This is a genomic window from Parafrankia sp. FMc2 (assembly GCF_041008525.1).
GTDB lineage: Bacteria > Actinomycetota > Actinomycetes > Frankiales > Frankiaceae > Parafrankia.
Genome location: NZ_JBFLUG010000108.1, coordinates 1 through 26,264, shown reverse-complemented (window position 1 = coordinate 26,264; position 26,264 = coordinate 1). Strand labels below are relative to the sequence as shown.

Genomic DNA, 26,264 nt, shown 5'->3' with positions numbered 1-26,264 from the left:
ACACAAAGACACTTCTCAGACACGTAAATTTTTGAAAAAGGAACGGCCCGACACGCACCCGGTCAGCACCACCCGCCCCAGGCCCCCGATTCAGGACCCGGACACACCGCCCACGCGAGCGGCTGACCAGCCACACCCACACACGACTACCGAAAGTTAACAGTCGCTACAGATCAACTGGAATGAGCGCAGGAATCAAGCCGGTGCATCCAGGCTCAGGGGGTCAGCTGCACGACAAACATCCTGACCAGCTGCTGCGGGTTTCATCGGAACGCGGCACCACGGCAGGACCGTTCTAGGTTCGGCAGCCGATCACTCGCCGAGTGTCCATACCTCCGGGAGAGCCCGACACCCATGAAGTTCACCCAGGAAGCCCGCCGTGTGATCGAGCTCTCCCAGGAGGATGCCCGCCGGCTCCATCACAGCGCGATCCGGACGGAACATCTCTTGCTGGGCCTGCTCCACGAGGAAGCTGGGTACACGAGTGCGACCCTGCGATCGTTGGGCGTCACCCTCGACGCCGCTCTGGTCCTGGCCGAAGAACTCGGCGAAGGACTTGGCGGCGACAGCACGACCGAACCCGGCCGGCCTCTTCCGTTCACCCCGCGTGCGCGACGTGTCCTCGAACGAGCGGCGCGGGAAGCCCTGACACACAGCCACGACCATCTCGATGCCGCACATCTGCTGCTTGGCCTGCTCGGCGAGGACGCCCGGGGCGGCAACGAACTGCTCACCCGACTCGGGGCAGACCCCGAGCAGGCCCGCCGCCGGACACGGGCCGCGTTGACCAGCCCACCGGCATCGACCTGACCCCGGCAGAACTCACAGCAGTCGAATCCGTAAGGCTGCCAGTCGCCGGACAACCCCCGCAGCCGTTCAACCCGTCAGTGGACTCCACTCCGTGCCGCAAGGGCTCCGGCCAGTGCGCGGGTTCGTCTGGGTTCGGGCGGAGGTGTCACCGCACGGTGCCATACTGTGCAGGTGTTCGCCGGGGGTCACGACACCGCAGGTTCCGCCGATCGCTGGGACTTCTTCGTCTCCTACACCCAGGTAGACCGTTCCTGGGCGGAATGGATCGCCTGGCAGCTTGAGGCGGACGGGTTCCAGGTTCTGCTTCAGGCCTGGGACATGGTTCCCGGTACCAACTGGGCGCAGGCCATGCAGAACGGAATCCGGGACGCGGCCCGCACGCTGGCAGTGCTCTCCAGCGCCTACCTGAACTCTCTTTACGGAACTCAGGAGTGGCAGGCTGCGGTGACTGCTGATCCGGACAGCGCCCGTCGCCGCCTGATCCCGGTGCGCATCGAGGAATGCGCGCGCCCCGGGCTGCTCGGGCAGGTCGTCAGCTTCGATCTGTTCGATATGACAGAACAGCACGCCCGCAGCAGCCTGCTGACGCGGGTGCGGGAGGTGATCGCCGGTCGAGCGAAACCGGCCCGAGAGCCTTTCTTCCCTGGATCAGCGACGGGATCGGGGATGAGTGGACTACTGCGCGCCGCGGGCGCGCCGGCTTTCCCGGGAGCCGGCGGTGCTCCCGTTGCCGAGGCCTCGGGCCGAGGCTCGGGGTTCCATGCCCTGCTGATCGGCATTGGTACCTATGAGGACGAGCGGCTTCCTGGGCTACCCTGGCTGTCGGGCATGCTGGACAGCGCGGCCGAGCACTTGGAGACCGCCGGCTACCGCGCCGAGATCCATGACCGTTCCCGGTCGGGCGCAGGAGCGGTGAAGGCTGCGGTACACGGGTTTCTCAGCGGCGCGGCGCCGGGCTCGACCCTGCTGCTTCTCCTGGCCGGGAATGTCGTCCATCGGGCCGGTCAGGGTAAATCAACTGGACGGGACTACCTCGTTCCTGCCGACGCGACTGTGGGATACCAGCCGTTTTGGGATCTGTGCGTGCCAGTCGACTGGTCCGAGCCGCTCGCCCGCACCGCGGCTGCCCGGGTGCTTATCCTGGTCGACGGCAACACCGGATTCGACGACGGCGTGCGCGGCCTGGTCACGGACGAAGGGTGGGGCTCCGGCCACATCGAGGCTGCCTCGGGCGTCGAGGTGGCCTACGTCTATCGCGGCCCGGCTGCGGCAGGCACAGCTGGCCTGGGTGCGGCAACGGCCGCCGGCGATCTGCGCGATGTACTGCCTCGCCGGTCGTTGACGCGCGCGTTGGTCGAGGTGCTCTCCGCCCGCCCGCTGCCGAGCACCCTGGCGGACCTGCATGCAGCGCTCGAACGTGCGATGAGCCCGGATGCGGGCGCCATGGCTGCAACCAGCGCGCCTGGCCGACCTGCGGTGCTCGGCTGGCCTGGTCAGGCCACCGCGATGCGCAGCGGCCGCGGCGAGGGTCCATGCTGCCTGCTGCGCCCACTGTCACCCTGCGATCCTCTTCGCTTCCACCCATTCCCGGCACTCCCCGGCGGGAAGGCAGTCGGCGCGGCCCCGCACATCTGGATGGCGGCAGCCGAACAGCATCGAGCGTGGGAACGAGCAACGGACACCCCGGTCACCGCCGCGCTGCGGACCGCTACCGGCATCATGGTCGAACGCCTAGGCCGCGCCTATGACGTCGCGGCTGCGGCGCTGGCAGACGATCCCTGGCATGACCCGGACCTGGCCCGCCGCATGGCTCGCCGGGTCGACTTTCTTGTCGACAAGCTGCCGGAGAGCACCGAGGAGCTGTCCGCGGCCGAGGCGGCGCTGCTCGTCGCCGGACCCTATCTTCACCAGACCGTGTGGGCGATGCTGATTGCACGAGCGACGGCTGCCCAGCCGAACTCGGCCGAAGCGCGGGCGGGAGACCGTAACAATCGCACTGATTTCGACGCTTTCATCCTCTCTCATCCCCGGCTTGTCCGCCGGATCGAGCGGGCAAAGCTCGCTGGCGACCGGACGTCTGCCAGACAGGTCGGCTGGTGGCTGACCCACAAGTGGTGTGAATCCCAGGCAACCTCCCGCTGGGACAGCCTGCTGCGGGAGCTGTTCTCCGGGCTGGGCACCGACGAATCCCAGGAGAGCCTCGCGGCCGAGGTCTTTCGCCGCGAACGGGTGAGCGAAATGCTCACCGCGCTGCGCGCCGCTCCTACCTTCCTCAACCAGGCCGGCCGGATCAGCGCACTTCGGGATCTGGTCACTGTTGCCCCGGCGACCAGCGAAGAAATGCCGCTGCGGGAACGGCTTGTCGCCTATCTGCTTGCCATCGGGCAACGCATGGCTCTGGAGCTCGCGGCCATGCCGCCTGTTCTGGTCGAGCATCTTGGCGTGGCGGACGCTGTCGACTTGGGCGAGGTCCGGACCGCGCTGCGCCGGGCCGAGTGGCAGGGTGCAGGACGCTCGTCCACCCGTGCCCTGGCGGTCCAGTGCCGCCACCCCGCGCTCCAGGTTGCGCTCGAACGCCACACGGCAAGCCTGGACAGCCTTCTTGCCGAGGCACACCGGGCGACTGCTGAGATCCCAGCGCTCGCCGGCCTGCCCACCCACGCCACCGCGGCCGGCGTGCGCGCCGCCGAGGTCGAGGGCCGCCCAAGTTACAGCGCAGCGGGTGCGCAGTTTCGTCTCGCGGAGGACCGGGTGCAGGAACTGCTCATGGGCGAGCAGCTTTATGAGAACCGCGCGCTCGCCGTACGAGAACTCTATCAGAACGCCCTGGATGCCTGCCGCTACCGGCGGGCCCGCGCCGAGTATTTGGATCGGAGCACGGGTCGGCCGTCGACCTGGACCGGACGGATCGAGTTCCGGCAGGGGTTCGAACCGGACGGCACGCCCTACATCGAGTGCAGCGACAACGGCATCGGCATGGGTTATCGGGAGCTGACCGACGTTTTCGCCGAGGCGGGTACCCGAACGGTCGACCTGCCCGAGGTCGTCGAGGAGAGGGGCCGGTGGAACGCGTGCGACCCACCGATCGAGTTCCACCCGAACAGCAGATTCGGGGTCGGTGTGCTGAGCTATTTTATGATCGCGGATGAGATTCGGGTCGAGACCTGCCGGTTCGGGCTCGACGGTCGGCCTGGCGAGCAGCTGCGGGTGACCATCGCAGGTCCCGGAAACCTGTTTCGGATCGAGCCGCTGGGCCCGGGGCGGGAAAGTGGCACCACTGTTCGCCTCTACCTGAGCCGTGATCCCAAACGGCCGTCCATCTCCTGTGTGGGCATCCTGCGCCGCATCCTCTGGGTCGCCGAGTTCGACACCTACGCGGTGGAGGGTGCGGCGTTCGAGCACTGGCCCGCCGGCAGGCTGGCAGCTTCGGCTCCGGTCGGAACGCGCGACCCGTTCGAGGGGTTGGATCGCCGGCTAACTACGCAGATCGTCGACGCCGGGCGCGGTGTCTGGTGGTGCAATGGTATCGGCGCCGTTCTCGCCGATGGGCTGTGGATTGGTGAGGCGGTCTCGGGTGTGGTTTTGGACCTGACTGGCCCGCTTGCCCCCGAGCTCTCGGTCGACCGGAATAAGATCCGAAAGATGGTGGACGAGCCGGCGGTCGACGCACTGTTGACCGCCGCAGTCCCCGTCCTGCGCGCGTCGGACGCTCTGGAAGTGACGGTCGACTGGCTTATCGCCTTCGCCTACTGCTTCCCCCTGGTGGCCGATGCCGTGGTCGAGTCCATGGCCGTCGATGGCGAATCCTGGGTCGGAGCAAGCGGGGAGCACGTTCCGATCAGTCAGACCGGCCTGCTCGCCACCGACGCTGTGCTCGCAACCTATTCGTTATTCAGCCAGCCGGTCACGCGCACCGACGGGCGTTTTCTGTTCGCGTTCTGGGTGCCCGATGCGGTGTTCTTTGCCCGCATGGCGGCCTGGGTAACGGACGAGGGGGTCACGGAGGATGATCCTTATGGTGGGGTGCGATCTGGACGGGTCCGGCCAAGCGACCTGGAGCTCGTACTTGATTTGAATCAACATAATCTGCTGGTCCCACGAGTATTTCGGACGGATTTGGGCTTCCTGGCTGGCAAATTGCGGACAACTGCGCGGGAGGTGTGGGGCCGGAGTCGTCGACTCGGTTTTCAGGCACCTACGCCGAAAGAGGCTGGTCTGGTAGGGGTTGGCGAGCCTGAGCGGGTGGTACTCAGCTGGGACCTAGATGGCAAGGAGCCACTGTCGGGGCGGCGCTGGAGATGGCGCGATGATGTCGTGCGACCCGGTCAAGTACTTGCTGCGGCGAGCCGACTAAGTATGTCGGCCGGCGAGGTCATCGATCGTCTTCGTGCTCAGGGCGTGGCTGTCTGGCCAGCCGTTCCCGACCCCGCCGGCGTGGCACCCATGGATCTGGTTCTGCAGAGTTGGGACCTTGATGGGCGCATGCCATGGCTGGCGGCGGGTCGGGTGACGGGAGCACACGTGCTCAGGTCAGCTCTGTATACCGGCCTGAACCCGGCGGAAATCTGCGGCCGTCTGCGCCGGTTCGGCTATCGAGTGGCCGGGGCGGACATCTGGGCCAGCGTCGTTCCTAGCGAGATCGATGCCCTGCTGGTGAGTCGGGACACGACGAACGCGCTGGCTGCGACGCCGATTCCCACAAGCTATCTGAATGGCCTGCGTTCGAAGACGCGTGGCCAGCAGGAACGCGACCTGACACAACTCCGAGAGCTCGGATTTCCGGTGGCAAGAACGCTTTCTCTCCCTGATAGCCAGCTGGAGAACTTCGTCCAAAATTTTCCGCGAGTGGACGGCGATCATCCGCTGCGGACAAGCGGTTCTCCGGTGGACCGAAGCCACCTCCTATTGATGGCAAACGCTACCAAGCTAGATTATCCCGCATTGACCACTCTGCTCCGCTCGGAGTTTTATACGGTGGCCTACCTTCCTGATCTGACGGCCACGCGCATCGCGCGCCTCGCCGAGTTGAACGCGGCCAACCTGGCAAATGTCTGCCGGGAAGGCCGGTGCGAGATTGGGAATCTCCTCGGGCTCGCTGGCCGGACAGGAATAGCCGTGGACGTGCTCCTTGAGCTGCTTGACGAGGTTGGAGTCGTGATACCGGATCTCGACGGTCTGGATATCACCCATGACGACGGCGTTGTCCTCAGCACGTACTTTGATGGTTCGGCGAACCTCGCCAGCTTTCTCGACCAATTTGTGCCCGCAGCGCAGGTGCAGGCCGCGTCGGCGAGGCTGCGCCGCGAGCCGCAGGACGTGGTGCTGCGCCTGCGGCAGCTGGGGATGGCCGCGGCCGACCAGACCGGTCTGACGTCATCGCCCGTCCGTCCGTCCGATGTGGCGTCTCTGGCCCGGGACGTCGACGACCATCATGCCTTCCATCCGGAGGGGCAGGTGTCGGCAGCTCACGTGCTGCGGGTCTCGGCGCAGACAGGCGAGGCACCGACAGCGGTTGCGGCCCGGCTCGTCGAACTCGGCTTTGACGTCGGCATCGTCACCAGCACCGAGCTGTCGGCTACCGAGGAACGTACCGTCGTCGATCTGCTCGACGTGACGGATGATCCGCTGACGAATCAGGGCTGGGCGGGTCTGAGTCGCGCCAGCATCCTTGCCACCGCCTACCGTGATCTCGCCCGCGACCGGACACACACCCCGGCCGAGCTGGCCACCTGGATCGGAGGACTGGGCACGGGACTCGATGCCTATGCGGGAGCGCGCTTCCCGGACGATCTGTGCTTCGACGACATCGACCTGGTCAGCTGGGCGCTGAATGGAGAGCCGCCGTGGCTGGCGGCCGACGAGATCGGTCTCGGGCACCTCCTCGCGGCCGCGGGAATCACCGGCCGGTCACCACACGAGATCGCGGGCCGGCTCCGGCACCTGGGCTTCTCCCTGGCCGAACTGCCCGGCCGGGCCCCGGACTACGTGGACTCCGTGGACGTCGTCCTGCTGAGCCGGCTGCTGAACGGACGTGCACCCCGGTTGACGGACCGCCACGTGCCTCTGGCGCATGTCTACCACGCTGCGTGCGTTCTCTCCTGTGATGTGGCGGAGGTCCACGAGCGATACGAACGCCTGGGTCTGATGGTGCTCGGTAAGCCGACCGAGCTCGACCGGACGAGCCGGGAGCACGCGACGATCGAGTTCCACGCGACCGACACTGCCGGGCCGGACGCCGACCAGCTGTCGCCGGCGCAGATCCTCGCCGTCGCCCAGTTCACCGGGCGGGACATCGGCAGCATTTGTGCCTTGTTCGCCGACCTTGGCCTTTCTCCGCCAGAGAAGTCTGCGCTGCCCGACCTCGCGCCGAGCGCCATGACTGCGCGAGATCTCCTGCTGTTGAGCTCCCGGCTCGACGGGCGGGGCCCCTGGCTGGGCCGGGACCCCGCCCCACTCGCGCACATCATCGCCGCGGCCGGATATCTGCGTTGGCCCCCGCGACGGGTGGCCGGCCGACTTGAGGAGCTGGGTTGCGGCGTGCCGACGCTGTCAGACATGGCCCTCGAAACTGTGGTCGATGGGGTGGATCGCCAGCTCGCCGATCTGCTTGTCGACGCTGCCGGCGATTATGTGCACCGCTCGGTCTCCCGAGCCGAGGTGCTGGCGGCGTCGTTCCGCTTCCGATGGACCCCGGCGCGGATCGCCGCACGCCTGGTCGAGCTTGGCTTCAGCGTTCCGTGCGCGCCCTCGTTAGATGGTTTCTAGCGCCATCGCCGTCGCAGCCGTGGACTCGACGAGGGTGACCGCCACGTCACTTCCTACTGCTGACTGTGCTCCAGCCGGAGCGTCCATCACGGCAGCGCCATCCGCGGCCATCAGACACCGCCCCCGGTCAGCGCCCGCGCCGCTACCGGCCGGAATCCGTCATTGGGCGTGATAGGTGCAGGTACCCGAGCCGACACGACCAAACTCGCTTTGGTCTGGTTCTGCGTGGATGCTGTCCGAGCCTCCCCGGGGCGCAGGCTCAGCGCAGCTGGGTGTCGATGAATCTCAGCAGCTCGTCGTCGGAGGCCGTGGTGAGGGAGTCCGGGTCGAGGTCCGGGCTGGTCCTCGCCGGCGCCGGGGAACCCGATCCGTCCAGGCTCGCCAGCAGCGACTGCAAACGGTTTGTCCGGATCACCCTACGAGTCGGGTCTTCGCGGGCGACGGTGGAGCGTTCTGTGTCGCGGCACCTCGGCCGGCGCCGCGACGACGTCGCCGCGGTCGCGATGGGCATGGGCATGGGCGGTCTCCTGCTACCGCTGCGTGGGAACGGACAGCAGCTCGAAGTCGGCCCGCCCCGTCTGCACCCCGTTGATCTGCAGCTCGATCGCGTGCGAGCCGACGTGGTAACGGCGTGTGGTGATCTCCCGGAACGAGTGCTCGCGCTCGATGTCGACCGACTCTCCCGGCGCGAGGGTGCGCGTGGTGAGCTTGAACGTCCTGCCTGCCTGCCTGCCTGCCGGCCGTTCGCCTTCATGTGGTGGACCACGTAGTCGATGGCGAGCCGGGCCGGCTCCCCTCCGCTGTTGCGGATGCGGGCGCGGAACCGGACGCTGCCGCCGTAGGGCACCGAGTCGTCGTCGAGGGTCGGCCCCTCCATGTCAAGCGTCGCCGGAGCGAAACCGAGCAGCGCAAGCGCGCCGGGATGCCCTGCTTGACGAGCGTACGCAGGCCGTGTCGCACCACCCGGCCGGTGTTGGCGTCCGGCGCTGCCAACCACCGTGCGGCCGCCCCGGTCACGAGGTCGGCTGCGTCCCGGCTGAGGTCGTTGAGGTGGTTCGCCACCGAGCGGCGCACGTACTCGCTCTCGTCCCGGTACAGGCGGTCGAGGATCGGGATCGTGACACCCGGTCTGGCGATGATCTGCGGCACGCGGACCGACCAGGGCAGGTACGGACGGGTGCCCTCGGAGGCCAGGCGTCGCACGTCGGCGTCCTCCGAGTCGGTCCAGTCCGCGATGATCGCCAGGGCACGGTCGAGGTTGTGCCGCAGCAGCGGGCGGATCGCGAACTCGCTGGTCAGCCGGCCCGTGAGCTCGGCCAGGAGCGCCATGCCGTCATCGAACGCGGCCTCGCTGCCCTCCTGCACGGCTTTCGCCGCGACCGCGCCCGTGACGGGCCAGATGAGCCAGCCGTGGAAGCCGGGTGTGCGCGCGGCCTCGCGGATGGTGCGGGCGAACGCCGCGTAGTCTCCCGGCAGGCCATCGTGCAGTGCGTCCCGGAGCAGGTCGGCACGCTCGCGAAGAGAGAGCGATCCGAGCCGTCCGGCCGCCGTTGCGAGTGCACTCAGGTCGGCGTCCGGCGCCGTCGCACGAAACACGCGATGGAGGCTTTCTGCGGTGGAGTCGCTGATGAGTTCGTCGGCAGACGGCATGGGGGCTCCTCGTCGGGCTCCAGCCGCGGGCGACCGGCGCGGAGGAACGCGCCGAGGCCGCTCTCGCATGTTGCAGCCATGGGCTCGGATGCTGACGACCAGGCCCCGGGTGGTCCGGTAGCGGGTGAGTGCGGCCGACGCGGGTCCGGGACGTCCGCGGACGTCCCGGACCCGCGTCGGCACCGCGGATCAGGCGTTGTGGAGTTCCCAGACGACCGTCCCGTCAGTCGCGATCTCGGTCGCCCTGATCGTGACCGGGATCTGGTCGCCGTTGGCCACGCTGGTCAGCGTGCAGTTGACCGAGGCACCCACCGTGCCCTCCAGGTCGGTCGGGCAGTCGACCTCGAAGTTCAGCCTGCCGTCCCGGGCCTGGTAGGCGCCCTCGATCTGCTGTTCGAGGGTCTCCCCGGACACCGGTTGCGGCTCGGCAGTGGCGGAGCCGGTCGGGCCGGTCGGGGCCGCGGTCGCCGGCGCCGGGCTTTCCTCGGGTGCCGCGGAGCCGGAGATCGGCTCGGGGGTGAGCGTCACCGACGCGCTTGCGGCGGGGGTCGCCGCGTTGTCGGTGTCATCGTCCGAGTCCGAGCAGCCTGCCGCGCCGACGGTAACGACGGCCGCCACCAGCGCGATCCCGACGCCCCAGGGCAACCGGAGCGAATGCCTCCTCGAGGCGCCGCCCGCCGCGCCTGGTTCGACCTCGCCGCTCTCGGTGTCCTGCTCGCGTGCGGCAGTAGCGAAGAACCGCATACCTGTCCCCCCTGATAGTCCCGGGTACCCACATCCAACCCCGGGGTTGCCGACTCACCGTCTGGCGACCCGACGAGTGCCCGCGACGGCGGCAACCCCCGGATGCCGGAAAGTCCCCCCTTATACCGCCGTCAAACGACGAACGGCTCGACGAAACGTACCGGTATGGACGCTCTGACCTGCGGAGACGTCTGTCAGTCCTGACGTTGCCGTCGCTGGGCCTGGAGGTCCGGGCTGGTCCTCGCCGGCGCCGGTGAGCCCGATCCGTCCAGGCTGGCCAGCAGCGACTGCACCTGATCCGGATCTTCCGCCCCCAGGACGTCGTAGCCGTGGCCGGCGAACAGGTGGTTCACCCGCTTCCGGGAGAGCCGGCCGAACACCGCCAGGTTGGTGACCTCGTACTTATAGACGAGCGCGTAGCCGAGCCCACCGCCCTCGCGGATCGACTCCGGGGACGTCCCCCGGTGCCCGAAACCGACATGGAATACTGAGGCCGTGGACAGCTCAACTGGCGTCGGAAAGTTGTGACTGGGCTGACGGTGGCCACGTGCCAGTTTCCAGTGGACGCCGACGTCGCCCGCAACGGCCGACACGTCATGCGTCAGATGCTGTCTGTACGGGAGCAAGGGGCGGACGTCGCGCACTTTCCGGAGGCGTGCCTTTCGGGCTATGTAGGCTCCGACTTCCCGAGCTATGACGGGTTCGACTGGGATTTGCTCGAACGTGTCACGCGGCGCATCCTGGCCCTGGCCGGCGAGCTTCGACTGTGGGTCGTGTTCGGTTCGACACACCGGTTGACCGGTAACCATAAACCACACAACAGCCTTTACGTCGTCGACGCCACGGGCAGTATCGTCGATCGCTACGACAAGCGTTTCTGTGCCGGCGATCCCGAAGAACGCACCGGCGACCTGGCGCACTACACGCCTGGCAACCACCTGAGCATGTTCACGATCAACGGTGTTCGGTGTGGCGCGCTGATCTGCCACGACTACCGATACCCGGAGCTGTACCGCGAATACAGACGACGGGACATCCAACTGATCTTCCACTCCTACCACGCCGCCCACATGACGTCTGGAAAGATGGCCGAGATCCGCGCTGCCATCGGTGCGGACGTGCAGCGGTTCAACCCCGGGAGCACCTACCCCGGCATCACTATGCCGGCGACGATGATCGCGGAAGCAGCCGCAAACCACGTCTGGATCAGTTGTCCGAACTCCTCTGCCCGCGAGAGTTGTTGGGGCGCTTTCTTCGTCCGCGCCGACGGCGTCACGACCGGGCGATTGCCGCGCAACCGTACCGGCGTGCTGATCTCTACCCTCGACACCGAGGCCGCACTGTACGACTCCACCGCGGCCTGGCGCACCCGCGCGATGTCCGGTGTGCTCCACAGCGGGACCCTCGTGCACGACCCCCGTTCCGAACAGCGCACCCAGCTATAACCAACCGGCCGAAGTTGGTCGAACTCGCGAAACGGGCGGCGGCCGAGTGCCCGGAGAACGCAGTCCTCGTCGAAACTCCCCGGCGCCCCGACGTCAGCGCAGCTGGGTGTCGATGAATCTCAGCAGTTCGTCGTCGGAGGCCGCGGTGAAAGCGGCCGGGAGTTCCGGACCGGTCCCGGCCGGGACGGCCGGACCGGCACCGTCCAAGCCGGAGAGCAGGGACTGCAGTCTGATTCTGATCTTCGTGCGGGTGATGGCGTCGTGCTCGTGGCCGGTCATCGCCCGTTCCAGGTGGTCGAGGTCGTCGAGTACCGATGTTTCCGCTCGGGTCGAGTCCGGCAGCATTTCCCGCCGGAGGTGCAGCGCCAGTGCCCGCGGAGTCGGATGGTCGAAGACGAGTGTCACGGGGGAACTGAGCCCGGTCGCCCGGTTCAGACGGTTACGGAGCTGCACCGCGGTGACCGAATCGAAGCCGGTGTCCCGAAACGCCCGATCAGCCGGAATGCTCTCCGAGTCGGGAAATCCGAGTACCGCGCTGCTGTGGGCGCGGACGAGATCGACGAGCTCGCGGTCCGCCTCGTCGGTGGGCAGCGCGACGAGGCGGGTGCGCAGCTGCGCACCGCTCCCACCATCGGCCGTGTCCCCGCGGGTGCCGCTGTCACCGTCGGCGGCGGGGTCCCCGGCCGTACGCAGGGCGGTGCGGGCGGCCGGCAGGGCGGCCAGCAGCGGGCTGGGCCGGGCTGCGGTGAAGGCGGCCACGAAGCGATCCCAGGTGATGTCCGCGACCACGACACCGGATTCGTCCTGGTCGAGCATGGCGGCCAGGGCGTCGATGGCGGATTCCGCGGCGAGCGGCGTGAGCCCCATCCGGATCAGGGCGGCGTCCCGGGCGGCGGCGTCCCGGGCGGCGGTGTCCACGGTGGGTGCGCCGGCCCACGGCCCCCAGGCGACGGCGGTCGCCGGCCGGCCGGCGGCGCGGCGGCGGACGGCGAGAGCGTCCAGGTAGGCGTCGGCGGCGGCATAGACCGCGTTGCGTCCACTTCCCCAGATTCCCGCCACCGACGGGAAGACGACGAAGGCGTCCAGCTCGCGGTCGCCGAGCAGCTCGTCGAGATGCGCGGCGCCCCCGGCGCGGGCGCGCAGCACGGCGTCAGCGTCGGCGGGGGTGGTCTGGGTGACAGGCGCGTCCTGCCCGATCCCGGCGGCGTGCACGACGGCGGTGACCGGACTGCCCGCCTCGTCCAGCCCGCGCAGCAGCGCGTCGAGGGCGGCCCGGTCCGAGACGTCGCAGGCGGCGAGGGTGACGTCGGCGCCGAGCGCGGTCAGGTCGTCGCGCAGCCGCGCCGCGCCGGGCGCGTCCGGTCCGCGCCGCCCGGCCAGGACAAGGTGGGTGGCACCGCGGGTCGCGGCGAAGTGTGCCACCGCCGCACCGAGCGTCCCGGTGCCGCCGGTGATCAGCACGGTTCCGCGGGGCCGCCAGCCACTGCCCCCCGACCTGACGCCGGCGCCGTTCGGGTCGGGTTCGGTACCGCCTACGGAGAGGCGTGCCGCCGGCGCGGCAACCAGCCGACGGCCGTGCAGACCGGACACCCGCAGCGCGACCTGGTCCTCCCCTGTTCCGCCGGCGAGCAGCGCGCCCACCCGTCGAACGGCCGCGCCGAGTGCTGCCGTCCGCGGGTGCATGGCGTCGCCCGGTCCGGAGCCCGCGGACGTGGACACGGTCGGGTCCGTGGCGGGCAGGTCGAGCAGCCCGCCCCAGCGGTCCGGATGCTCCAGGCCGACGACCCGGCCCAGCCCCCACAGCTGCGCCTGGACGGGGCTGCGCACCGGATCCGCCGGCCCGGTGGACACCGCGCCGCGGGTCACCACCCACAGCGGCGCGTCGACGCCGGCGTCACCGAGCGCCTGCACCAGGGCCAGTGTGCCGGCGATCGCCCGCGGCACCGCGGGGAACGTCGCATGTGGGGCCTCGTCCAGACCGAGCAGGCAGATGACGCCGGCCACCGGGGACGTGCCCGCCGACCTGCGCAGGTCGGCTGCCGCGACAGCGCGGTCGGCGGAACCGTCCACGACCACCGCGACGATCTCGGCTCCGGCCAGCAGCGCCTCGATGTCGGATGGCAGCCCGCCTGCCACACCCCCACCTGCCACAGCCTCGCCCGCCGGTCCCCCGTCCGCCGGCGACGTGGGCGGTGGGGTGATGACGAGCCAGCGGCCACGAAGCGGCGTGGGCGGCGGGTCGGGCAGTTCCCGCCAGCTGACGCGGTAGCGCCAGTGGTCGACGGTGGCAGCGCGCCGCCGGCCGTCCCACCAGGACGCGAGCGCCGGCAGGATCGGCTCCACCAGGTCGGCGCCCACACCGAGGCGGGTGCCGAGGGCTTCGGGATCACCCGCCTGGACGGCTGCCCAGAACTCGGCCGCAATGCCGTCCGGGGCCATTCCGGTGAGGTGGGCGAGGTCCGCCGGCTCGGCGGGCTCGGCGGCCGCCAGTGGGCGCGGCCAGAACCGGCGACGCTCGAACGCGTAGGTGGGCAGGTCCGGCAGACGCCGGGGTGAGGTGCCGGTGAACCAGCCCGTCCAGCGCACGGGCAGGCCCGCGACCCAGGCCTGGCCGAGCGCGCGGAGCTGCCCGGCGGGTCCGTCCTCCCCTCGGCGCAGAGTCTCGCAGACTGCGACGGGGCCGACGTCCGCCGCGGCCTGTTCCATCGCCAGTGTGAGGACGGGGTGCGGGCTGACCTCCACGAAGTGCCGGTAGCCGTCGCCGAGCAGACGCTGCAGCGCCGGAGCGAACAGCACCGTCTCGCGCAGGTTGGCGTACCAGTAGTCGCCGGTGACGGCGTCGGGGACCGGCTCGCCGGTCACCGTCGAGTACCACGGCACCGACGGCACCTCGCCGCGCAGGTCGGCCAGCTCCGCGAGCAGCCGGTGCCGCACCTGCTCGACCTGCGGCGAGTGCGAGGCGTAGTCGACGTCGACCAGCCGGGCGCGGATGTCCCGTGCCTCGCACCGGGCGACGAACGCGGTCACCGCGGTGCGGTCCCCGGCCACGACGACCTGCGCCGGCCCGTTGACCGCGGCGATACCCAGCGCGGGCGCGGTGGCGTTCGTGTTCGCGGAGCTGTTCGTGTTCGCGGAGCCGGCGGCGAGCAGGTCCCGGACCTGGTCGGCTGTGGCGACCACCGAGGCCAGGGCGCCGTCTCCGGTGAGGGCGCGCACGGCAGCGCTGCGCCGGGCGACCACCCGGGCGCCGTCCCGCAGCGACAGTGCGCCGGCGACCACCGCGGCGGCGACCTCTCCCTGGGAGTGCCCCACCACGGCCGCCGGGACCACACCGTGCGACTCCCACCAGGCGGCCAGCGACACCATCACCGCCCACAGCACCGGCTGCAGGACGTCGACCCGGTCCAGCTCCTGGCGTTCCCGCAGGACGCGCAGGACGGAGAAGTCCACGAACTCGCTCAGTGCCGCGTCGCACCCGGCCAGCCGCGCCGCGAACACCTCCGAGTGTTCCAGCAGGCCGACGGCCATGCCGGCCCACTGACCACCCTGGCCGGGGAACACGAACACCGCCCCGCTGGACGGGACGACCGTGCCACTGACCAGGTCGGACGCCGGCCGGCCCGCGGCCAGTTCCCGCAGGCCGGCGGCGCGCAGAGCCACCGCCCGTTCGGGCAGGGCCGCCCGGGACAGCAGGGACCAGCCGACGTCCACCGGTGTGCCCGCACCGCTGTCCAGATGGTCCGCCATCCGGCCGGCCTGCGCCCGCAGCCCCGCTTCGCCCGTCGCCGAGATGACCAGCGGCACCGGCCCCGGCACCGGCGACGGCGGGTCGGCGGCCACAGGTGCAGGTGCGGGGTCGGGGTCGGGCTCGGCGGCGGGGTCGGCGGCGGTCATGGTGGGAGCAGCGGCCGCCGGGGCGACCTGCTCCAGGATCACATGCGCGTTCGTGCCGCTCATCCCGAACGACGAGACGCCGATGCGGCGCGGACGTCCGGTCTCCGGCCACGGCCGGGCCTCGGTCAGCAGGGCGACCGTGCCCGCGGACCAGTCGACCGCCCTGGTCGGTTCGTCCACGTGCAGGGTGCGGGGCAGCAGACCGTGGTGCAGAGCCTGCACCGCCTTGATGACGCCGCCGACACCGGCCGCGGCCTGGGTGTGGCCGATGTTCGACTTCAGCGAGCCGAGCCACAGCGGCCCGTCCGCCGCCCGGGCCTGGCCGTAGGTGGCCTGCAGGGCCCGGACCTCGATCGGGTCGCCGAGGACGGTGCCGGTCCCGTGCGCCTCGACGGCGTCGACCTCGCCGGGTTCCAGCCCGGCGGCGGCGAGGGCCGCCCGGATCACCCGCTCCTGCGCCGGCCCGTTCGGGGCGGTCAGACCGTTGCTCGCCCCGTCCTGGTTGACGGCGCTGCCGCGCACCGTCGCCAGGACGTGTCGGCCGTGGCGGCGCGCGTCGGAGAGTCGTTCGAGCACGAGGACGCCGACGCCTTCGCCCCAGCCGGTGCCGTCCGCCGAGGCGGCGAACGACCGGCAGCGCCCGCTGGGAGCGATCGCGCCCTGCCGGCTGAACTCACGGAAGATGCCCGGCGTCGACATCACGACGACACCGCCGGCCAGCGCGAGGTCGCACTCGCCGGCCCGCAGCGACCGCGCCGCCAGGTGCAGGGCGACCAGCGAGGACGAGCAGGCGGTGTCGATGCTGATCGCCGGCCCCTCCAGACCGAAGACGTAGGAGAGGCGGCCGGACAGGATGCTGGCCGCGTTGCCGGTCGTCAGATGGCCCTCGAGGTCGGCGGCGACGTCCTGCAGCGGCCAGATGTAGTCCTGGCCGCTGGTGCCGGCGAAGACGCCGGTCCGGCTGCCGCGCAGCCCCAGCGGGTCCAGCCCGGCCCGTTCGAGGGCCTCCCAGGACGTCTCCAGCAGCAGGCGCTGCTGCGGGTCCATCGCGAGGGCCTCGCGGGGGGTGATCCCGAAGGGTGCGGGGTCGAAGTCGGCGGCCCCGTCGAGGAACCCGCCGGTGCCGGTGGCGGACGTCCCGGCATCTCCGGCGTCCGCGCCACCGCCCGGGGACCGGTCGGCTGCCGGTGTCGGGCCGGGTGGGCGCAGGGCGTCGAGGTCCCAGCCGCGGTCGGTGGGGAACGACGAGACGGCGTCCGTGCCGGCGGCGACGAGGCGCCACAGGTCCTCCGGCGAGCGGACGCCGCCGGGGTAGCGGCAGCTCATGCCGACGATCGCGATGGGCTCGGCGGCGAGCGCGGCCGCCCGTCGCTGCTCGCCCCGCAGGCGCTCGGTCTCCTTCAGCGCCGCGCGCAGGGCGTCGACCAGCCGGGAGTCCTGCTCGGTCATGGGTGTGCTCCGCTCGTCGACGTCATGTGCGCGCGCCGCTCACCGACGCGGTCGGGGGGCCGCTCGCAGGCATGATCAGGACCCGTCGCCGCCGAGGGCGAGCTGGACGAGACTGTCGACGTCCATCTCGTCGATCCCGCCCGTCCCAGCCGACCCGCCGTCGAGCCCGTCGCCGCCGCCGAGCGCGCCACCGCCGGTCCCGGTGCTGCCGGTGCTGCCGGGGGCTGTGCCGTTGCCGCCGTCCCGCGCGCGCGGGACGTCCACGGAGGCGGCCGCGGGGGCAGGGGCCAGCAGCGCGAGCAGGTGCCCGGCGAGGCGGGCGGCGTCCGGATGGTCGAAGGCCAGGGTGGGCGGCAGGTCGAGGCCGGTCGCCGTCACCAGGCGGGCCCGCAGCTCCACCGCGGTCAGCGAGTCGAAACCGAGCTCCCGGAACGCCCGGCCGGGTTCGACCTCCGCGGTCGACGCATGGCCGAGCACGGCGGCGACCTCCGCCCGGACGAGTTCGAGGACGAGCCGGTCACGTTGCCCCGCGGGGGCGGCGATGACGCGGGCGGCGAACTCGGCGAACTCGGCGGTCGCCGCAGGTCGGCCGCTGCCGGCGTCGCCGGCGGCGGCGGCGGCGACCTGCGCCGCCATCGCGGCGAACAGCGGGCGGGCCCGGGCGGCGCTGAACAGCGGCAGGAAGTCGGGCCACCGCACGTCCGCGACGATCTCGGCGGCCTCGTCGGCGCCGACCGCACGGGCCAGGGCGGCGAGGGCCAGGTCGGGGTCCATCCCGGTGAGGCCGCGGCGGCGCAGGCCGTCCGCCGTCGCCGCCCCGGACGCCATGCCGACCTGGGCCCACGGGCCCCAGGCGAGTGCGGTGGCCGGGCGGCCGGACGCGCGGCGGCGCGCGGCGAGCGCGTCGAGCCCCGCGTTGGCGGCGGCGTAGGCGGCCTGGCCGCCGCTGCCCCAGATGCCGGCGATCGACGAGAAGACCACGAAGGCGTCCAGTGGGGTGTCGCCGAGCAGCTCGTCGAGGAGCTCGGCGCCGGTGACCTTCCCGGCCACGACCCGGTGCAGGTGGGCGGCGTCGGCATCGGCCAGCGGGACGTCCTCGGCGACACCCGCGGCGTGGACGACCGCGGTCAGCGCCTCACCCTCGGCGGTCTCACCCTCGGCGGCCCGGCCTTCGGTGACCCGGCCTTCGGTGACCCGGCCTTCGGTGACCCGGCCCTTCGCGCTCAGGTCTGCCAGCAGGGCGGCGACGGCGGAGCGGTCGGTCAGGTCGCAGGCGACGGCGTCCGCCTGCACGCCGAGTCCGGTGAGGTCGGCGACCAGGGCTGCCGCGCCCGGGGCGTCGGGGCCGCGCCGGCTCGCCAGGACGACGCGGTGTGCGCCGTTCCGGGCGACCCAGCCGGCGACCTGGGCGCCGAGGCCTCCGGTGCCACCGGTGATCAGTACGGTCCCGCGGGGGCGCCAGCCCTGCTCGGCGGCGCCGGTCGCACCGGCTGTGCCGGTGGCGGCGACCAGCCGGCGCAGCAGGATGCCCCCGCCGCGCAGGGCGATCTGGTCCTCGTCGCCGAGCTGCCCGCCCAGGGCGGCGACCGCCCAGCCGGCGACGCGCTGGTCCAGGCCTGACGCCGGCAGGTCGAGCAGGCCGCCCCAGAGTTCGGGGTGCTCCAGGGCGACGACCCGGGCCAGGCCCCACACCTGCGCCTGGGCGACGCTGACCGGGGCGTCGCCGCGTCCCGTCGACACGCCGCCGCGGGTAACGAACCACAGCGGCATCGCCAGCCCGGCCGCGCCGCATGCCTGCACCACGGCCAGCGTGTCCGCGAGCGGACGTCCCGCGAGGCCCGTCAGGCAGAGTGCCCCGGCGATCCGGCTGCCGTCGGTGTCGACGTCGACGTCGACACCGAGGGAGGTGGTTACCGCGGTGAGGCGGGCCGCCAGCTCGACCGCGTCAGCGCTGCCCGGCGCATCCGCGTTCCCGGCGGTGACGGGCAGGGTGACGACGGTGGCTCCGGCTGCCGTGAGCATCTCGGTGAGCCCGGTGATGTGGTCGGTGTCGTCGCCGAGGACGAGCCAGGTGCCGTCGAGGGACGCCGGCGCCGGGTCGGGCGCGGGCTGCCAGGTCACCCGGTGGCGCCAGGCGTCGATCCGGGCCAGCTCACGGCTCCGCGACCGCCAGGCGGCCAGGGCGGGCAGGGCCTGCTCCAGGACCGTCCCGTCGACGCCGAGCCGGGCTGCCAGCCCGGCCAGGTCGGAGCTTTCCACCGCCGCCCAGAAGCCCGCCTCGGACGCGTCCGCGGGGACGGGGGCCGCGACGACCGGTTCCGGCCAGAACCGTCGCCGCTGGAAGGGATAGGTCGGCAGGTCCGCCGCAGCGGTGTCGTCGGGACCCGCACCGGCGGCGGTGGTGCCGGGGGTGGGCAGCGCCGCCGCCCAGTCGACGGACGCACCGTCGACGTGCAGGCGGGCGAGTGCCGTCAGGACGCTGCGCCGCTCGGGCCGGTCCCGGCGCAGCAGCGGAACGGCCACCCCACCGGCCGAGCCCCCCGCCGCGCTCTCTGTCGAGGGCACGTCCAGGCACTGGCGGGTCATCGCGGTCAGGACGCCGTCCGGGCCGACCTCCAGGAAGCGGGTGGCGCCGCCCGCGGCCAGGGTGGCGACCGCGTCGGCGAACCGGACCGGCTGGCGCACCTGCCGGACCCAGTAGTCCGGATCGGTCCAGGCGCCCGGTTCGACCGCCCGGCCGGTGACGGTCGAGACGATCGGCAGCGTGGGCTCGCGCAGGGTCAGCCCGCGCACGACGGCGGCGAACTCGGCGAGCATCGGTTCCATCAGCGCGGAGTGGAAGGCGTGGCTGGTCCGCAGCCGGGTGGTCCGCCAGCCGCGGGCGGCGGCGAGGCCGGCCGCGGCGTCGATCGCCGACGCCGGGCCGGAGAGCACCACCGCCGCGGGTCCGTTGACCGCCGCCAGATCGACCGCCGCGGGGGCGCGGGCGGAGTCCAGCGCGGCGAGCAGTTCCTCCTCGCCGGCCTGCACGGCGAGCATCGCGCCGCCGGCCGGCAGGGCCTGCATGAGACGTCCGCGGGCCACGACCAGGGTCGCCGCGTCCGCGAGGTCGAGGACGCCCGCCGCGTAGGCGGCGGTGATCTCGCCGATGGAGTGCCCGGCGACCGCGTCGGGGGTCACGCCGTGCCGCCGCAGGAGGTCCAGCAGGGCCACTTCGAGGGCGAACAGCGCCGGCTGCGCGTAGCCGGTCTGGTCGAGCAGCTCGGGCTCGGTGTCGATGACGGTTCGCAGCGGGCGGGGCAGCTGCAGGTCGAGGTGGGCGCACGCCTCGTCGAACGCGGTGGCGAAGTGCGGGTCGGCGCGGTACAGCTCGGCGCCCATCCCCAGCCGCTGGGCGCCCTGGCCGGTGAACAGCAGGGCCAGCCGGCCGGCGGTGGACGTCCCACGTACGGTGTCGCCGCCCGGCCGGCCGGCGGCGAGTGCGGTCAGGGACGTCCGCAGTCCCTCCTGGTCCTGCGCGACGACCACGGCCCGGTGGCGCAGGGACGGCCGGGCCAGCCGCGCCCGCGCGACGGCCCCGACCGCCACGGCGGGGTGCGCGGCGAGGTGCGCGGCCAGCGCGTGCGCCTGTTCCCGGAGCGCCTGCTCGTCGTTCCCGGCGAGCAGCACCGGGAACGGAGCCGGGACGTCCGGTGCCAGTGGGACGTCCCGCGCCGGTGGGACGTCCCGCGTGCTCGTGCCGGTGGCGGGAACGGGCGCGGGGGCCTGTTCGAGGACGACGTGGGCGTTGGTGCCGCTGAAGCCGAAGGAGGACACTCCGGCGCGGCGCGGGCGGTCCCCGTCCGGCCACGGCTGCGCGTCGGTGAGCAGGCGGACGGTGCCGGCGGACCAGTCGACGTGCGGGTTCGGCGCGTCGACGTGCAGGGTCGCGGGCAGGACGCCGTGTCGCAGCGCGAGCACCATCTTGATCAGCCCGGCGACGCCGGCGGCCGCCTGGGTGTGGCCGATGTTCGACTTGACCGAGCCGAGCCACAGTGGACGCTCCGCCGGCCGGTCCTGGCCGTAGGTGGCGAGCAGCGCCTGCGCCTCGATCGGATCACCGAGGACGGTACCGGTCCCGTGTGCCTCCACCGCGTCGATGTCGGCGGAGGCCAGCCCGGCGCTCGCGAGCGCCTGTCGGATGACACGCTGCTGTGCCGGGCCGTTCGGCGCGGTCAGCCCGTTGCTGGCACCGTCGGAGTTGACGGCGCTGCCGCGGACCAGCGCGAGGATGTCGTGGCCGAGCCGGCGGGCGTCCGAGAGCCGTTCGACGACGAGCATCCCGACGCCTTCGCCCCAGGCGGTGCCGTCGGCGGCGGCGGCGAAGGACCGGCACCGCCCGTCGGCGGAAAGGCCGCGCTGGCGGGCGAACTCGAGGAAGGTGCCGGCGGTGGACATCACCGTCACGCCGCCGACCAGCGCCATCTCGCACTCGCCGGCGCGCAGTGCCTGGCCCGCCAGGTGCAGGGCGACCAGCGAGGACGAGCAGGCGGTGTCCACCGTCACCGCCGGGCCCTCCAGGCCGAACGCGTAGGCGAGCCGGCCGGAGAGCACGCTGGCGGCGTTGCCGGTGCCGATGTGGCCGTCGGCCTCGGTGCCGCCGAGCAGCGCGATGTAGTCCTGTCCGTTGGAGCCGGCGAAGACGCCGACGGGCCGGCCGCGCAGCGACAGCGGGTCCACACCGGCCCGTTCGAACGCCTCCCAGGACGTCTCCAGCAGCAGCCGCTGCTGCGGGTCCATCGCGAGGGCCTCCCGCGGGCTGATCCCGAACAGGGCCGCGTCGAAGTCGGCGACGTCGTGGACGAACCCGCCGGCGCCGGCGTAGAAGGTGCCCGGGTGGTCCGGGTCCGGGTGGAACAGCGCGTCGAGGTCCCAGCCCCGGTCGGTCGGGAAGGCGCCCATCGCGTCGCCGCCGGCGGCGAGCAGCTCCCACAGGGCGTCGGGGGTGTCCGCTCCGCCGGGGAAGCGGCACGCCATTCCGACGATCGCCAGCGGGTCGTCGGCGGCGCTCCCCGGCGTCGCGGTCCCGGCTCCCGCGGCCAGCCCACGTCCCCGCGCCCGTTCCCGTTCCGGTGCGCCCGCCGGTTCCGGGTCGGTGGTGGCGGCGAGCTGCAGGATCAGGGCGGCGAGGCGGTCGACGTCCGGATGGTCGAACACCAGCGTCGCCGGGAGTGGCAGGCCGGTCGCGCCGGCGAGGCGGTTGCGCAGCTCCACCGCGGTCATCGAGTCGAAGCCGAGTTCGCGGAACGACCGGTCGGCCTCGAGGACGGTGCCGGCGGGGTGGCCGAGGACGGCGGTGACGGTCGCGGCGACGAGGTCGCGCACGATCCGGTCCCGTTCGGCGGGGGTGGCCGCGGCGAGACGACCGGCGAGGGCACCGGACGGACCGTCGGCGCGGCCCGCCCCGCCCGCGGCACCGGAGGCGGCCGCGGTTTCGGCGGCGAGGCGGACGACGGCGGGCAGCTCGTCGAACAGGGCCCGCGGCCGGTTGGCCGTGAACAGTGGCAGGAACGTCTCCCACCGGACGTCGGCGACTACCAGCGGGCCGGCCGCGGTGGCTGCCGCGGCCGCGACCAGGCGGCCGAGCGCCTCGACGGCCCGGCCCGGTTCCAGCGGGACGAGTCCCTGGCGGCGCAGCCGGTCCGCGACCGCGTCGCCGGCGGCCATCCCCGCGCCCGCCCACGGGCCCCAGGCGAGGGCCGCGGCGGGACGTCCGGCTGCCCGGCGGCGCCCGACCAGGGCGTCCAGGGCGGCGTTCGCGGCGCCGTAGGCGGCCTGGGTGGCGCTTCCCCAGACACCGGCGATCGAGGAGAAGACGACGAAGGCGTCGAGCGGGGTGTCGCCCAGCAGGTCGTCGAGGTGGGCCGCCCCGGCGGTCTTGCCGGCCAGCACCCGGACGAGGTGATCGGTGTCCGCGTCGGCGAGCCGGGCGTCCTCCGCCACGCCGGCCGCGTGGACGACCGCGTGCACCGGGCCGGGCAGGCCGGCGAGCAGGTCCGCGACGGCGCCGCGGTCGGCCAGGTCGCAGGCGTGCAGGGTGACGTCCACGCCGGTGGCGGTGAGTTCCTCGGCGAGTTCCCGGGCGCCGGGGGCCTGCGGGCCGCGCCGGCTGACCAGCACGAGGCGTTCGGCCCCGCGCGCCGCGGCCCACCGGGCGACCTCGGCGCCCAGGCCGCCGGTGCCGCCGGTGACGAGCAGGGTGCCGCGGGGCACCCACTCCTGGTCGGGCAGTACCGGGGCGGGGCGCAGCCGGCGGACGAGGATCCCGCTGCCGCGGACCGCCACCTGGTCCTCCCCCACCGGCAGCGCGTCCGGCGGACCGGCCAGGACCGCGGCGACCCGGCCGGCCGCACGTGCGTCGAGGGTTCCGGGCAGGTCGAGCAGCCCGCCCCACCGCTCGGGGTGTTCCAGCCCGACCGCCCGGCCGAGCCCCCAGTGCTGCGCCTGGTCGGGCAGTGCCGGGGGGTCGGCGGGTCCGGTGGCGACCGCGCCGGTGGTCACGATCCACAGCGGGGCGGTGATCCCCACGTCCCCCAGGGCCTGGACCGCGGCGAGGGTCCCCGCCAGCCCGTCCGGGCCGGCACCCGCGAAGGCCAGGACACCGACCGGGGCCTCGTCGAGGGCGGTCAGCCCGGTCGTCAGGTGGGCGGTCAGGTGGGCGGTCAGGTGGGCGGTCAGCTCCGCGCGGTCTCCGGTGGGCAGCGTCCGTGGCCGCGCACCGGCGGCGGTGAGGGCTGCGCTGAGAACATCCAGGTCAGTGCCGGCGGGATCGGTGCCGATCAGCAGCCAGGTTCCGTCCAGCCGGGTCGCTGCCGGGTCGGGGACGGGCCGCCAGCCGATCTGGTGGCACCAGGCGTCAACGGTGGCCGCGGCCAGCCGCCGGGCCCGCCAGTCCGCCAGCGCGGGCAGGACGGTCGCCAGCTCCGCGCCGGTCACCCGCAGCTGCGCGGCGAGGCCGGCGGTGTCGGCGCGCTCGACCAGGTCCCAGAACTCGGCTTCGGCCGGATCACCGGCCCAGGGCAGCTCGTCGAGGGTGTCGAGCCAGTACCGCTGCCGGTCGAACGCGTAGGTCGGCAGGTCGTCGAGCCGCGGGCCGTCGCCGGGCAGGACACCGGACCAGTCGACGGGGACGCCGTCGACGAACAGGGCGGCGAACGCGGCCAGCGCGGCCGGCGGTTCGGCGCCGTCCCGGCGCAGGGTGGGGACGAAGCCGCGGCCCGGCCGTTCGGGCAGGCACCGCTGGGCCAGGGTGGTGAGGGTGGCGTCCGGGCCGATCTCGACGAGACGGGTCGCGCGCAGCTCGACGAGCGCGCCGACGGCGTCGGCGAACCGGACCGGCTCGCGGACCTGCCGCACCCAGTACTCCGGGTCCGTCCACAGGCCGGGGACGACCGGGCGGCCGGTCAGGGTGGAGACCGCCGGCAGCGTCGGCTCGGCGAAGGACAGCCCGCGCACGACGGTGCGAAACGCCGCCAGCATCGGTTCCATGAGCGCGCTGTGGAAGGCGTGGCTGGTGCGCAGCCGCGACGTGCGCCAGCCGCGTTCCGCGGCCAGGGCCGCGACGGCCGCGACGGCGTCCTGCGGCCCGGACACGACGACCGACGACGGGCCGTTGACCGCGGCGACGTCCACCGCCGGCGGCCCGTCCGCGGCGGCGTCCAGCACGCCCCTCAGCGCGGCCTCGTCGGCCTCGACGCCCAGCATCGCCCCGCCGGCCGGGAGCGCCTGCATCAGTCGGGCGCGGGCGGCGACGAGCCGGGCGGCGTCGGCGAGGTCGAACACGCCGGCGGCGTAGGCGGCGGCGACCTCACCGATCGAGTGGCCGGCGACCATGGCCGGGCCGACGCCCCAGGAACGGAGCAGTGCCAGCAGTGCGACCTCGAGGGCGAACAGGGCCGGCTGCGCGTGGCCGGTCCGGTCGAGCAGCTCCCGGTCCGCGCCGAGGACGACGTCGCGCACGGGGACGTCCAGGTGCGGGTCGAGTTCGGCGCACACCTCGTCGAACGCGGCGGCGAACGCGGGGAACGCCTCGTACAGGCCCTGGCCCATGCCGAGGCGCTGCGCGCCCTGGCCGGCGAAGAGGAACGCCTGCCGACCCGCCGGGGAGGCGACGCCTCCGATCACGTCGGCGGCCGGCTCACCGGCGGCGACCGAGGCGAGGGACGTGACGAGGGCGGCCGGGTCGGCGCCGAGGACGACGGCCCGGTGCGGCAGCGCGGCCCGGCTCGCGGCGGTCCGCCCGACGGCGGCCAGGTCGGGATGTTCCTGCCGGGCGAGGTGGTCGTGGAGTGCGGCGGCCTGGCGGCGCAGCGCGGCGGCGTCCCGCCCTGCCAGCATCACCGGCACCGGCACCGGCGGCGGCGGCGGCAGCGTGGACGGTCCGGCCTCGGCCGGGGGGCTGTCCGCGGGCCCGGCGTCCTGGCCGGGGAAATCTCCCTGTTCCCGGAGGTCCCCCTGTTCCAGGAGGTCGCCCTGTTCCAGGATGATGTGGGCGTTGGTGCCGCTGATCCCGAACGACGACACCGCCGCCCGCCGCGGGCGCCCGTCCGTCTCCCACGGCCGTGCTTCCGCGAGCAGGGAGACCGCGCCCGCCTCCCAGTCGACCTGCGACGACGGGGCGTCCACGTGCAGCGTCCGGGGCATGACCCCCTCGCGCATCGCCAGCACCATCTTGATCACACCGGCCGCACCGGCAGCAGCCTGCGCATGGCCGATGTTCGACTTCAGCGAGCCCAGCCACAGCGGCTGCCCCTCGGGCCGGCCCTGGCCGTAGGTCGCCAGCAGGGCCTGCGCCTCGATCGGGTCACCCAGGGTGGTTCCGGTGCCGTGGCCCTCGACCACGTCGACATCCGTGGTGGTCAGCCCCGCGCTCGCCAGCGCCTGGCGGATCACCCGCTGCTGTGAGGGGCCGTTCGGCGCGGTGAGGCCGCTGGACGCGCCGTCCTGGTTCACCGCCGACCCGCGCACCACCGCCAGCACCCGGTGACCGTTCTTCCGGGCATCCGACAGCCGCTCCACCAGCAGCATCCCGACGCCCTCACCCCACCCCACCCCGTCCGCCGCGTCCGCGAACGACTTGCACCGGCCATCCGCCGCCAGACCACGCTGCCGCGAGAAACCCACGAACGTCCCCGGCGTCGCCATCACCGTCACCCCACCCGCCAACGCCAGATCACACTCACCCCCCCGCAGCGCCTGCGCCGCCAGATGCAACGCCACCAACGACGACGAACACGCCGTGTCCACCGTCACCGCCGGCCCCTCCAACCCGAACGCATACGACACCCGACCCGACGCCACACTCCCCGAATTACCCGTCCCCAAATACCCCTCCACCTCATCCGGCACCACCAGCGCCCGCGCCGTGTAATCGATGTATCCTATCCCACACTCACGCTTACGAAGACCAGACACACCTCAAACATCTTGATTTGTTTATTATTCAACAACAAAAACATAAATACAGAC

9 protein-coding genes and 1 pseudogene are annotated in these 26,264 nt (G+C 72.7%); 4 read left to right on the top strand and 6 right to left on the bottom strand.

The genetic code is table 11. The annotated features are described in order from the left end of the window. Positions 1–354 precede the first annotated feature (354 nt). Positions 355–810: a Clp protease N-terminal domain-containing protein gene (locus AB1460_RS27130; protein WP_368964947.1), complete on the top strand. Its 456-nt coding sequence runs from the start codon at positions 355–357 to the stop codon at positions 808–810. A gap of 165 nt (positions 811–975) precedes the next feature. Continuing rightward, positions 976–7,575, top strand: coding sequence for a TIR domain-containing protein (locus AB1460_RS27125; RefSeq protein ID WP_368964946.1), 6,600 nt, complete (start codon positions 976–978; stop codon positions 7,573–7,575). A 259-nt stretch (positions 7,576–7,834) separates the two neighbouring features. Here the strand turns inward: AB1460_RS27125 and AB1460_RS27120 are convergent, their stop codons facing one another. Further along, on the bottom strand, positions 7,835–7,972 hold the full coding sequence (locus tag AB1460_RS27120; RefSeq protein ID WP_368964945.1) for a hypothetical protein: 138 nt from the start codon (positions 7,970–7,972) through the stop codon (positions 7,835–7,837). A gap of 58 nt (positions 7,973–8,030) precedes the next feature. On the opposite strand from AB1460_RS27120, the gene AB1460_RS27115 reads away from it, so the two are divergent. After that, the gene (locus AB1460_RS27115) at positions 8,031–8,345 is read left to right on the top strand and encodes a hypothetical protein (protein ID WP_368964944.1); all 315 of its coding nucleotides are present in this window, start codon (positions 8,031–8,033) and stop codon (positions 8,343–8,345) included. Here the strand turns inward: AB1460_RS27115 and AB1460_RS27110 are convergent. The 3 genes from AB1460_RS27110 to AB1460_RS27100 form a co-directional block, all read right to left on the bottom strand. Further along, positions 8,326–9,225 (bottom strand): hypothetical protein, encoded by a 900-nt coding sequence (locus AB1460_RS27110; protein ID WP_368964943.1) that lies wholly within the window; start codon positions 9,223–9,225, stop codon positions 8,326–8,328. The genes AB1460_RS27115 and AB1460_RS27110 overlap by 20 nt on opposite strands. 189 nt (positions 9,226–9,414) lie before the next feature. Next, the gene (locus AB1460_RS27105; protein WP_368964942.1) at positions 9,415–9,969 is read right to left on the bottom strand and encodes a DUF4333 domain-containing protein; all 555 of its coding nucleotides are present in this window, start codon (positions 9,967–9,969) and stop codon (positions 9,415–9,417) included. Between the two features lie 194 nt (positions 9,970–10,163). Continuing rightward, on the bottom strand, positions 10,164–10,562 hold the full coding sequence (locus tag AB1460_RS27100; RefSeq protein WP_368964941.1) for a hypothetical protein: 399 nt from the start codon (positions 10,560–10,562) through the stop codon (positions 10,164–10,166). Between AB1460_RS27100 and AB1460_RS27095 the strand changes: the two genes are divergently transcribed. Next, complete coding sequence (locus AB1460_RS27095) at positions 10,530–11,414, top strand: carbon-nitrogen hydrolase family protein (protein WP_368964940.1); 885 nt, start codon at positions 10,530–10,532, stop codon at positions 11,412–11,414. The genes AB1460_RS27100 and AB1460_RS27095 overlap by 33 nt on opposite strands. Before the next feature lie 93 nt (positions 11,415–11,507). Here the strand turns inward: AB1460_RS27095 and AB1460_RS27090 are convergent, their stop codons facing one another. Together AB1460_RS27090 and AB1460_RS27085 are read right to left on the bottom strand one after the other, a co-directional pair. Then, positions 11,508–16,757 carry a type I polyketide synthase gene (locus AB1460_RS27090; protein WP_368964939.1) on the bottom strand — a complete coding sequence of 1,750 codons (5,250 nt, stop codon included), beginning with the start codon at positions 16,755–16,757 and terminating at the stop codon, positions 11,508–11,510. Between the two features lie 75 nt (positions 16,758–16,832). Next, positions 16,833–26,183 (bottom strand): annotated as a pseudogene (locus tag AB1460_RS27085) (type I polyketide synthase); the annotation flags it as partial. Positions 26,184–26,264: the final 81 nt, after the last annotated feature.